This is a genomic window from Acinetobacter apis, assembly GCF_900197575.1.
Taxonomy (GTDB): Bacteria; Pseudomonadota; Gammaproteobacteria; order Pseudomonadales; family Moraxellaceae; genus Acinetobacter; species Acinetobacter apis.
In genome coordinates, this window is sequence record NZ_FZLN01000002.1 from 251,930 (window position 1) to 263,436 (window position 11,507).

Genomic DNA, 11,507 nt, shown 5'->3' on the forward strand with positions numbered 1-11,507 from the left:
ATGTATGAACCGTACCCAACGCCGCAAGTGAAGCCTGAACAGCAAAAATATCGTTATAGCAGCCTATGGGAATATGCAAAATACGATATTAAAGTCCTTTTTTTTATTTTGCTGATTACAGGTCTCATCGGTCTTGGGATCAATCATCTCATTTTATGTTTAAGCATTGGCTTTACAATTTTTATTTCGTTTCATTTTTATGCGCTTTATGTGGTCAATCAATGGATTTCCCACCGCTCTTATGATGCCCCACCCAATTTAAATGGCATTTGGGGTGCTCTATTATTTAATATTTATCGTGCGCAGCGCCAAGAACGCATTGTACAAGCTGATATGGTGGGCTTGATTGCGCGTGCGCAAGAATCACTCTTTGCCTTGGGTGAAGCGGTGGTATTAACGGATGAATTACACCAAATTGAATGGTGGAATGCTGCTGCTGAACGCCTACTGAATATTAATCAGCAAGATAAAGGCCGTAATATTTTAGGTATTTTACGCCAGCCTAGTTTTGTCGACTATTTTCACAATATGGAACAATATCCTGATGGCGTTAAGCTCAATTCATCCGTCTATGAAGATCACCATGTTCAAATTAAGTTGACACGCTTTGGAATGGAAAGCCGTTTATTGGTTGCATATGATGTCACACGTGTTCATAACCTCGAGCAAATGCGTAAAGACTTCGTTGACAATATTTCGCATGAGTTACGTACACCACTTACTGTGTTGAGCGGCTATTTAGAAACTTTCACAGATCAAGATGACTTTAACCCAAGATGGAAGCGTGCATTTGATCAAATGCAATCACAAACGCGCCGTATGAATGCATTAGTGAATGATTTATTGCTCTTATCACGCTTAGAAAATGATCGACAAGTTGCAAAAAACCAAATTGTTGATATGCCAAGCCTCATGACACAACTTTTTGATGATGCGCAAGCGTATAATACAGACTATGGTCATATGCTTAACTTAGACATAGACAGCCATTGCGATTTAATTGGTTCAGATACTGAGCTTGCTAGTGCCTTTGGCAACTTAATTACCAATGCCATTAAGTACACTCCACGTGGCGGTAGTGGTGCAATTACGATTGGTTGGCATGATGACCAAGAAAACGGGTATTTTACTGTGCAAGATAACGGCATTGGCATTGATTTAAAACATCTGCCACGTTTGACTGAACGTTTCTATCGTGTCGATTCTGCACGTAGCCGTCATACAGGCGGTACAGGGCTCGGTCTTGCCATTGTTAAGCATGTACTAATGCAACATAATGCTCACTTAGAAATTGAATCTGAAGCGAATAAAGGCTCTTGTTTTAAAGCCATTTTCCCTAAAGATCGCCTTTGTCAAAGTGAAACTCCATGAAGGTTAAACTATCTTAACTCATGATTAAAAAAACATATTTTGTAATAGGACTACTTTTTCTGCTGATCACTGTTGGCATATATTTATTAATTACAAAGCCATCAGAAGAAGAAAAAACTTATCATCGTGCAGCATTGTGTTACATCATTCAACATCATGATATTAGCGCTGACAATGAGCAGAGTTTTGGTCGTGTCAAAAACATTATTGATTATAGCGTGCCTGACTATGCCTATCACAAACCTAAAGTTTACCCTGATTTTGTGCATGAAGTCATTCAAGATTATTTGGCATTGTCTAACGAACAAAAAACCATTGCAAAAAGCGATTACATCAAATGTGATGATTTATTAAAAAAATAAGTCAAAAAAACGCGATCAATGTATCGCGTTTTTTTATGGCTATATCATCAGGCTTAAAGGACTTGACCTAGCTTTTTACCCATGACCACAGCAGATCCTGCGCTAAATGCAGCGTCCCAAGATACTTTTTGGTCTTCAAATAAAACAATGGCTGTTGAACCCAAATAAAAACGCCCAAGCTCATCGCCTTTATTTAATGCCAATTCATGCTTTTCAAGCTCTAAACGACCTGTAGGCTTAACCTTACCCGTTGCCACTGTTTCGATGCCTGCAACAATCATTGCACCAACCAAAACCACAGCCATACGACCGACATCGGTATCAAATAAACACACCATACGCTCATTACGTGCAAATAAACCGGTGACATTTTCTGCAGTCACTTGGTTCACGGAGAAAAGCTCGCCTGGCACATATAAAGTTTCAGTTAATGTGCCTGCAAGTGGCATATGAACACGGTGATAATCTTTTGGAGACAAGTAAATGGTTGCAAACGCACCTTGTTTGAAAGGTGCTGCCAATTGTGGGTCACCCACAAGCTGTTCTGCAGTGAATTTTTGGCCTTTTGCTTGAAAAATATCACCATCAACAATATCACCAATTTGTGACACAACACCATCTGCAGGGCTTACAACATGCGCTGCATCTTGGTCAATCGGACGTATGTCAGACTTTAATGAGCGAGTAAAAAACTCATTAAATGATTTATACTTTAACGCGTTTGTTTGTTCTGCAATCGACAAATCAATCCCATACTTTGCTTTGAATGCTTGAATGGCAAAATTTTTGACCACAGGATGTTCACTTGCTGCAACTTTCCCCACGACACGGCTTAACTGATGTTGTGGTACAACACGTTGAATCTGTAAAAAAGCTTTTTTCTTTAATGATGCGAGGCTCAAAGTGGCTTCTCTCCTGTAACTATTGGACTGCTTGGCATATTGCCCCACTCACTCCACGCGCCATCGTATGCTCGAATATTCCAATTGAGTAAACGTCCCACCATATAAGCAAGACCCGACCGATGATGAGACTGGCAATACACAACGACAGGTTGTGCTAAATCAAAACCTGTTTGCTGTAAACTGTGTTGAATATACTCTAGTTCGTGCAATTTTAAATGATTTTCACGATTTAATGCACGACTCCACTCATAGTTTAACGCATTTGGCATATGACCGCCTCGGCGTGCTGCTAAACGTTGCCCTGTATATTCATCAAATGTACGACAATCCCAAATCTGAACTTCTTTTTTTTCAACCAATTGCAATACATCATGATATGAAATTTGATATTGGCTTAAAATTTTTTCAGGTACAGGAAAAAAATGACTGACCGGTTCAATAGGCTCTTTTTCAGTGGTTGTTGGCAAGCCTGCACCTAGCCATGCATGAATTCCACCATTTAATAAGCTGGTTTGGTGAAAGCCAATACAATGTAAATTCCATAAAAAACGGCTTGCCCATGCACCGCCTTCATCATCATATGCCACCACATGATGCTCAGGTGATAACCCCAAAGCAGCAATGAGCTGCTGTAGTTTTTCATGATCAGGTAATAAGCCCGATGCTAATTCTTGTTGTTTCACCAACTGCTTTGGTTGTACATGAATTGCATGTGGAATATGCAGTTGTTCATAAACAGACGCACGGGTCAAATCCACGATTCGTAACTGAGGATGACCTAAATAAGGAACCAAGTCTTCTGCCTCAATCAGTAAACTTGAAGTCAAATCAGATATTGCCATAATGGGTCGATTCTGTGTTTATTATTACATCAAATCATAACATGATGAAAAAAATTGTTTTTCTCAACTTTGCATAAGCTTTCATTGAAATTTAATTTAAATTGACTCTTCATCAATATCAAATACTTGACGTAAATAAGCCAAAAAGGTGTCATTGTCAGTCATGGTTTTTCCTGGGCTGTCTGAAATTTTAGCCACGGATTGCCCATTACATTCGACCAATTTAAGCACAATATTTAACGGCGTAATACCCATATCATTGGTCAAATTGGTACCAATACCAAAGCTCACCTGAAAACGATCTTTAAAGTATTGATAAAGATCCCATGCTGTTTCTAAGTTTAAACCATCACTAAAGGTCAGCATTTTGGTTTGACTGTTAATTTTTAATGCTTGGTAATGTGCATAGGCTTTATCGCCCCATTCATACGGGTCGCCGCTGTCATGACGCAGACCATCAAAGAGCTTGGCAAAATATAAGTCAAAATCTTCTAAAAATGCGTCCATACCCACCACATCGGTTAAAGCAATCCCTAAGTCACCACGGTATTCTTGCACCCATGCTTCAAGTGCTGCTTTTTGGAAATCGCGTAATCGGACATCTAATGCTTGAAAGGTTTGTAAAAACTCATGTGCCATCGTGCCAATCGGTGTCATGCCCAATTGTTTCGCCAACAAAACATTACTCGTACCACGGAACAACGTCGGTGCTGTCAATTTAAATTCTTGTACCACATGGCGGTGCCATGCATAGCTATAACGGCGTCGTGTACCAAAGTCTGCAATTAAAAACGGTGGATCACCTTTAAGCTGTAACTTTTCATATTCTTTAAGTTTGGTAAGCTTTTCTTGTAAGCGTTTTTCACCCTCAAGCATTACTTCATCTGAATTTAAACGGCTAAAATACAACTCATTCACAATAGCAAGGACATAGATTTCAAACATTAAAGCTTGAATCATTGGGCCTTCAATATGAATATCTAAACGGCCTTCAGCATCAATCCCTGTATGAATAAAACGGCGTTTTAACTGAAACAGTTCTAAATAATCGACAAAGTCACTTTTAATAAAGCGCAATTTTCTTAAATATTGTAATTCTTCTTTTTTAAACTTTAATCGACATAATAGGTCAAGCTGATGGTTTAAATCTTCTAAAATATCGGTCAAAGGATAGCGTGTATGCTCCAAATTACGACAACGGAACTGATATACACTGTGCGTCTGTGGGAACTTATGCAATACCACTTGTAGCATCGTGAACTTATATAAATCCGTATCTAAGAGCGAGTGAATAATTGGTTGCATAACAAGATATATTTTTATGGCTTGCCGCATTAAACCATATTTTATAGGCAATCTGCGGCTATTTTTTGCGAAAAGGCATAGACCATCGTCGTCTTTTACACTTCAAATACGTAATTTATTCAAAAAAGGGAAAATCATTTATGCGTGCATTAATTCAACGTGTCAAACATGCCAAAGTGGTGGTAGATGACAGCATAACCGGGGAAATTGAACATGGCTTACTTGTATTTATTGGTATTGCACAAGGTGACACCTTGGCAACTGCTCAAAAACTCGTTGATAAGATTTTAAAGTATCGTATTTTTGATGATGAACAAGGCAAAATGGGGTGGAATGTTGCTCAAGCCGAAGGCGGTGTGTTATTGGTTTCACAGTTCACATTAATGGCGCAAACGCAAAAAGGCTTACGCCCTGATTTTGGTCCAGCAATGCCACCACAAGATGCCAAAGTGCTGTATGAACAACTTGTCACCTATACCCAATCTCAATATAAAGTGGTAGCAACAGGAATTTTTGCAGCAGACATGCAAGTCCATTTGGTCAACGATGGACCTGTCACGTTTAACCTTGAAGTGAATTAGCTATTTCAGCTTATTTACCTAATTTTTTACGAACAAATAATTTGGCTTGTTTGAATTGGCGCTCAACGTTCTTAGGTAGCTTTGGTGGCAATAAACGCATTAATTTGCTAAACCACACTAAAATGCTTTGGTCGCCATCAATTTTAATAGAACCATCTTTGATGCCTGCGATGAATACTGACGGATCGCCTTTAAGTAAGGTTTTTACGCCATAATCACTGTCTTTAAAAATTAAAGTAAAGTCAGCGTCTTTGTTTAACCCAGGCTCACTGTCCACTTTATCTTTATTAATGATAATTTGACGTGCCATACCATTTTCAGCACAAATTTGAATCTTCAACTGACGATCATGTACAAGCTCTATAAATTTTGGGCTTGTTTTTGCCAATTGCTTCATGCGTAACACCATCCCCACAGTGGTTAAATCAAGTGGATCGGTACTTACATTCACTAAAGGTAATTTTACGACAGGAATCGCAGAAAGATTCATTTGCATTTCGCCTATTGTCATTTTCAAAACGTGATACATCCTATCACAGCTCAAACAATCTCCTAGCTCAAGCTGTCATACTTTGTAACTTTTTTTAAATGAAAAAGCGGCGTATATGAAATACGCCGCTTTAAATACTTATGATGCGTTGTTATTTTTCATCATCATAAATTGGTGTGTGTTCAATTAATTGACGATTCGCAAGCTGTTGTTGCTCTAAACGGCCCAACCGTAACAAAGCAAAGAGCAATCCAAGCATGACCACGCTGATTGCAGCCAAGTACGAATAAAGCAATGACCATTGAAAAATAGACTCCACGCCAAAGCGGAGCATTTCAATTCCACCCCAAAACACCATACCAGCAAACATAAACCCAAGCCAATGACGATATGGTGAAAAGAAAACAGCGATCAATGCAATCAGAATCAGGCTAAACCCTAAAACACTCGCAAAACTAACTGTTAACATAATGCAACCTCCATCAATCACATTGTGTGAATGACATATGCGATAAACGATTATCCCAAACAGATCAGCGATACATTTCACATCTTCCATGTACAGCGTATTGCTTGATTGATGTTTCCATATTATTCAAAAAATGTGGAAAACAATAGTCGATTTTTCACCTTAGACGACGCATTTTGTCGCGATAATCACTTGTCATTACACTTTTGTTTTGGTGCTTTTTGAGCAATAGAAGTCTACTCATGGCTTCGCGTGTCATTACAAATAAATACCCAATTTTTACCGATAAAATAATTATTTTATGAAAAAAAAGGTTTAATTTTATCGGTTTTTCCCCTGAACAGTAGTTTATGCAGAAATGTGATAACTAGGCGATATAAAAGCCATATTTGTTGCTGTTGTTTTAAAATTCATTCAACACCAATGCCAATACGCCATCTAACCCCACATGCGAAATCGCATATTGTGCTTGTGAGCGAACCAATGGCTTCGCGTGATATGCCACCCCAATTCCTGCTGCTGACAGCATTGGTAAATCATTTGCGCCATCACCCACTGTGATGGTTTGTTCTAAGGTTAAATTCAGACGTGTCGCCAAAGTATTTAACAGTTCAGCTTTACGTTCAGCATCAACAATCTGCCCCACAACCTCCCCTGTCACAACCCCATTTTGAATATCTAAGGTGTTGGCATGGACTTCATCAATACCGAGTTTTTTCTGTAAGAACTCTGCAAAGTACTGAAACCCACCTGAAAAAATTGCGGTATGAAAACCTTGTGCTTTTAAAGTGGTGATTAAATGTTGCGCTCCTTCATTGATGGTTAGGCGATCAGCAATTTTTGCCAATACATTTGCATCTAAACCTTTTAACAATGCAACACGAGCACGAAAGCTTTGCTGAAAGTCGAGCTCGCCTTGCATGGCACGTTCAGTAATTTCTGCTACTTGCTCACCAATTCCTGCCTCTTTCGCCAATTCATCAATCACTTCTTGACCAATTAAGGTTGAATCCATATCAAAACAAATTAAGCCATGCGAAATATTACGCTGCACTTGAGGTTGTATGAATACATCAAGCTCATATTGATCAGCCAGTGCTAAGCTAATGATTCCAAGTTCAGTGGGTGAGCTACGCGAAGAAGTTACATCTATACGCAACACGCTCAGTAAGCCATGACGCTCAATGGTTTCTGTTTGTTGTTGGTTAACGATCAGTCCTGCATGTTCTAATTCTGCTTTTACACGTTCAATATGATGTGCTGTAATTGTTTTTGCCAACAAGATGACGGTATAGTCATGCTGTATAGATGGACTATGATTAGAATTCATTTTATACGTTACTAATTGGTTGCAATAGCACAATACTATCTTGCGCTTATGCTAAAGTTAAGGTTATTTTTTAAGATAAATAATAATATGTTGAATTTAGGTTCTCGTGCATTGTCAATTGTGCTGAGATTGCGTATAAAACAGCGTTTTGTACTGTAATGCAGCCATTCGTTACGATGAAGTTCACCTTCTGTCATTGCAACGTCTGACTTTGCCAACCATCAACACGAAAAATGAACTATATTGCTTTGGATGTTTACTTTGAATGCACCTAGACAAGGGCTTTTTGCAAGCCTCCTGATTGTAAGTTTTGCATTACAAACAGTTTTATTGGTTGTTGCAACAACACATCAATTACAAGAAAACCGTATGAGCCAAGGTCAACTCATGACCAGCCAAATGATTGCGGACAGTTTGCAAGAAATGAATCCACCCAATACGGTCTCTTTGGCACTGATTGCAAACCGTTATGCAACCAATCCAAGTGTTGCGTCTATTCGTATTTTAGACAACAGCAATCAAGTGCTTGCAACCAGTGGAATGGAACAAACACGAACAGGTGAGGTATTTTCACGTGATGCATTACAAAACGATCAAAAAGTTGGTCGTATTGAAGTCACACTGATTAAACCGAGCATTGGTGAAATTCTAAGGACTGAATGGCTAGCAATTGTTTTATCTTTTGTACTTTACTTGGTTTTATGGCTTGCTTATCGTGTGATTGCACGTCCAAGCCGCAGTGAATACCTTGCGCGTGTGAACCGTGAAATGACCTTGAAAAATGAAATTCAGGAACTCACCTTAGCACTTGAACAAGAAAAAAATCTGACCACACTCAGCCAAAACCTGCCTGAACAAGCAAAACCTGTGCTTAAAGCTGCTGTCAATGACACAGATCATGAACCAAGTGCTCAACTGAATCAAAAAGCCATTGCACTGAATATTCAGTTTTATGATCCAAAACAACTTTTAAGCTCAGTCAGCCAATCGGTGGCTTTGTCTTACTTTAACTTGTGTCAGCTGTTTTTAAATAAAAGCATTGCGCTATGTGCTAAGCACTATCGCCTTGCTGAAGATGACTTTGTTTTAAAAGACAACTTCAGCGCAGAAGGAATCACCCTCACCATTCAAGCAGAAACGTATAAAGCTGCAGAATGTTTATTGATGATTTCTTCGGTGTTTCAATTGCTCTCAGAAGTATTGTATAAACGCTATCGTGAAGAAAAACGTTTTGTGTTACAAACTCGCTCTGCCATTGCCAGTGCCGTGACGGAAATGAACCTTGAAGCAGAGCAAGCAGCAAGCCGTTTAACACCTGTGTTAAGTGCCAAAGAAAGCGCGGTATATATTAATCATAAACTTTTACGCGGTGCGACAGACTCTTACCATTTGTTGGCATTGCCTAACCCAAATAACGTACTTACACGTCATTCATTTCTTATTAATGGCATGAATACAGAATGTGCTGAACTCGCACAACAGCTCAGAACAGATATATTAAAAAGTAAGAAGTAAATCATTTTTAAATCAAAAAAAGCTCATATTTGAGCTTTTTTTGATCGTATTTAGATTAAATTGCCTAATTTTCCAACAATATTTGCAATCTTGATGCCATGTGATAATGCGGACAAATACATCTCTTCTCTTTTCATCGTTATGATTTTACTTTATTGTAAATATATGGCCATCACCGCTTGTTGAACCACTGCACAGACAGGGTTAAACAGGCTCAGAATCGATTTAAAATAAACAATTAACGCGCTTTGCGTAATACACGCAAACGGGTGCAGGGAAACAGATGTCACTCAATACCGTAGAAGAACTCATCGAAGATATTCGTGCAGGTAAAATGGTCATTCTCATGGATGACGAAGACCGTGAAAATGAAGGCGATCTTGTGATGGCGGCAACCCATGTCCGTGCAGCAGATATTAACTTTATGATCACCCATGCACGAGGGCTTGTTTGTCTAACTTTAAGTAAAGCACGCTGTCAGCAATTAAATTTACCTTTAATGGTCGATCAAAACGGCGCACAACACGGCACAAACTTCACCCTATCGATTGAAGCTGTTGATGGTATTACCACAGGTATTTCTGCGGCTGAACGTGCGCATACCATTCAAACTGCTGTTGCACCGCATGCGAAGCCTGCCGATATTGTACAGCCAGGTCATATCTTTCCGTTGATGGCACAACCAGGTGGTGTTTTACACCGTGCAGGACATACAGAAGCAGGCTCAGATTTATCACGTTTAGCAGGTTTAGAGCCTGCATCTGTGATTTGTGAAATCATTAATGATGATGGCACAATGGCCCGTCGACCAGATTTAGAAAAATTTGCCGAGAAACATGGCTTAAAAATTGGTACAATCGCTGACCTGATTCATTACCGCATGACCAATGAGCAAACGGTTGAACGTTTAAGCCAAGAAACCATTGAAACTGAATACGGTGTGTTCGAGTTATATCGCTATAAAGAACATGGCACCACCGAAGTTCATCTTGCATTAGTGAAAGGTGAGCCGAAAGATGGAATTACCACTGTTCGCGTTCATGGCTTTAACCCAACACGTGATTTAATTAAGCTGAAAAAGCAATCGAATGAAGCCGCTTGGAGTTTAGATCAAGCCCTTCAATATATTGCCCAAAGCGAACGTGGTATTTTTGTGTGGATTGGTCAAAAACATTTATTGGATTTAGGTCAAGCATTAAATACCTTAACCACGCCAAAAATTGCCAAATCAAATGCAGATTTGTCAAAACAATACCAAAATACAGGTGTTGGGGCGCAAATTTTACGTGATTTAGGGGTGGAGAAAATGAAGCTGCTTAGCTCACCACTCCGCTTTAATGCACTATCTGGCTTTAATTTAGAAGTTGTAGAATATATTTCTGCTGACTCATCTACTGAGAAATAATAGAGGTTGTTATGGCTATTCGCCGTATTGAAGGTTTAATGCATCTTGCTGGCGAAGGTCGCTATGCAATTTTGGTCGGACGTTTTAACAGTTTTGTGGTAGAGCACTTGCTTGAAGGTGCAATTGACACATTAAAACGTCACGGTGTTGCGGAAGAGAATATTACTGTTGTTCATGCACCTGGTGCATGGGAACTTCCTGTTGTTGCTAAAAAATTGGCAGCAACATCATCTTATGATGCCATTATCGCGCTGGGTGCTGTTATTCGTGGCAGTACACCTCATTTTGAGTTTGTTGCTGGTGAATGTGCAAAAGGGCTAGGTGTGGTCGGTTTAAATACAGGCCTTCCTATTATCAATGGTGTACTGACCACAGACAGCATTGAACAAGCTATTGAGCGTTCAGGAACAAAAGCGGGCAATAAAGGGAGCGAGGCTGCCTTAACTGCCATTGAAATGGTTAACTTGTTAAAGGCAATTTAATCGATGTCACAAACATTACAGGCAGCGTATGCTGCAAAACGTAAAGCCCGTCGCTTTGCTGTACAAGGGATTTATGAATGGCAAATGACGCATAACCCTGCCCATCAAATTGAAGCACGTACCCGTGCTGAAAATGCGATGCACAAAGTTGACTTAAATTACTACCATGAACTGCTCACTGAAGTGATTGCAGATCATCAAGCACTTGACCTATTGTTGGCAGATGTCTTAGACCGTGATTTAGATTTACTTGATGGTGTAGAACGTGCAACCTTACGTTTAGGTGCATATGAGCTACGCAATCATGTTGAAATCCCATATCGCGTGGTTTTAGATGAAGCCATTGAATTGGCAAAACACTTTGGTGGTGCAGACAGTCACAAGTACATCAATGGTGTACTTGATCGTTTAGCGCAGAATTTGCGTCAAGCAGAAAAACAAGCGTAAAAC

At 39.5% G+C, this 11,507-nt stretch carries 13 protein-coding genes; 7 read left to right on the forward strand and 6 right to left on the reverse strand.

Annotated elements, in window-relative coordinates:
* Positions 1–1,371, forward strand: a complete 1,371-nt coding sequence (gene phoR / locus CFY84_RS07725; RefSeq protein WP_088823642.1) for a phosphate regulon sensor histidine kinase PhoR — start codon at positions 1–3, stop codon at positions 1,369–1,371.
* 20 nt (positions 1,372–1,391) lie between these two features.
* Positions 1,392–1,733 carry a hypothetical protein gene (locus tag CFY84_RS07730; protein ID WP_088823643.1) on the forward strand — a complete coding sequence of 114 codons (342 nt, stop codon included), beginning with the start codon at positions 1,392–1,394 and terminating at the stop codon, positions 1,731–1,733.
* Positions 1,734–1,786: 53 nt separating this feature from the next.
* Here the strand turns inward: CFY84_RS07730 and asd are convergent, their stop codons facing one another.
* From asd to pncB, 3 genes are all read right to left on the reverse strand, one after another.
* Positions 1,787–2,635, reverse strand: coding sequence for an archaetidylserine decarboxylase (gene asd, locus CFY84_RS07735; protein ID WP_088823644.1), 849 nt, complete (start codon positions 2,633–2,635; stop codon positions 1,787–1,789).
* On the reverse strand, positions 2,632–3,480 hold the full coding sequence (locus CFY84_RS07740; RefSeq protein ID WP_088823645.1) for a sulfurtransferase: 849 nt from the start codon (positions 3,478–3,480) through the stop codon (positions 2,632–2,634). Before CFY84_RS07740 ends, asd begins: the two co-directional genes overlap by 4 nt.
* Positions 3,481–3,576: 96 nt before the next feature.
* A complete protein-coding gene (gene pncB, locus CFY84_RS07745; protein WP_088823646.1) occupies positions 3,577–4,785 on the reverse strand; it encodes a nicotinate phosphoribosyltransferase in 1,209 nt (402 codons plus the stop codon).
* Positions 4,786–4,925: 140 nt separating this feature from the next.
* On the opposite strand from pncB, the gene dtd reads away from it, so the two are divergent.
* Complete coding sequence (gene dtd, locus CFY84_RS07750; RefSeq protein WP_088823647.1) at positions 4,926–5,366, forward strand: D-aminoacyl-tRNA deacylase; 441 nt, start codon at positions 4,926–4,928, stop codon at positions 5,364–5,366.
* A 10-nt stretch (positions 5,367–5,376) separates the two neighbouring features.
* Here dtd and CFY84_RS07755 read toward each other — a convergent pair whose 3' ends face one another.
* The 3 genes from CFY84_RS07755 to serB all read right to left on the reverse strand — a co-directional run bounded on the left by CFY84_RS07755 (position 5,377) and on the right by serB (position 7,655).
* Positions 5,377–5,856, reverse strand: coding sequence for an SCP-2 sterol transfer family protein (locus tag CFY84_RS07755; RefSeq protein ID WP_088823728.1), 480 nt, complete (start codon positions 5,854–5,856; stop codon positions 5,377–5,379).
* A 151-nt stretch (positions 5,857–6,007) separates the two neighbouring features.
* A complete protein-coding gene (gene aciT, locus CFY84_RS07760) occupies positions 6,008–6,325 on the reverse strand; it encodes an AciT family ciprofloxacin tolerance protein (RefSeq protein WP_088823648.1) in 318 nt (105 codons plus the stop codon).
* Positions 6,326–6,728: 403 nt separating this feature from the next.
* Positions 6,729–7,655 carry a phosphoserine phosphatase SerB gene (gene serB, locus CFY84_RS07765; RefSeq protein WP_088823649.1) on the reverse strand — a complete coding sequence of 309 codons (927 nt, stop codon included), beginning with the start codon at positions 7,653–7,655 and terminating at the stop codon, positions 6,729–6,731.
* 261 nt (positions 7,656–7,916) lie between these two features.
* On the opposite strand from serB, the gene CFY84_RS07770 reads away from it, so the two are divergent.
* The 4 genes from CFY84_RS07770 (at position 7,917) to nusB (ending at position 11,504) form a co-directional block, all read left to right on the forward strand.
* Positions 7,917–9,170, forward strand: a complete 1,254-nt coding sequence (locus tag CFY84_RS07770; RefSeq protein WP_088823729.1) for a hypothetical protein — start codon at positions 7,917–7,919, stop codon at positions 9,168–9,170.
* 283 nt (positions 9,171–9,453) lie between these two features.
* The gene (gene ribBA, locus CFY84_RS07775; protein ID WP_088823650.1) at positions 9,454–10,575 is read left to right on the forward strand and encodes a bifunctional 3,4-dihydroxy-2-butanone-4-phosphate synthase/GTP cyclohydrolase II; all 1,122 of its coding nucleotides are present in this window, start codon (positions 9,454–9,456) and stop codon (positions 10,573–10,575) included.
* Positions 10,576–10,586: 11 nt separating this feature from the next.
* Positions 10,587–11,057, forward strand: a complete 471-nt coding sequence (gene ribH, locus CFY84_RS07780) for a 6,7-dimethyl-8-ribityllumazine synthase (protein WP_088823651.1) — start codon at positions 10,587–10,589, stop codon at positions 11,055–11,057.
* Between the two features lie 3 nt (positions 11,058–11,060).
* The gene (gene nusB, locus CFY84_RS07785; protein ID WP_088823652.1) at positions 11,061–11,504 is read left to right on the forward strand and encodes a transcription antitermination factor NusB; all 444 of its coding nucleotides are present in this window, start codon (positions 11,061–11,063) and stop codon (positions 11,502–11,504) included.
* Positions 11,505–11,507 lie beyond the last annotated feature (3 nt).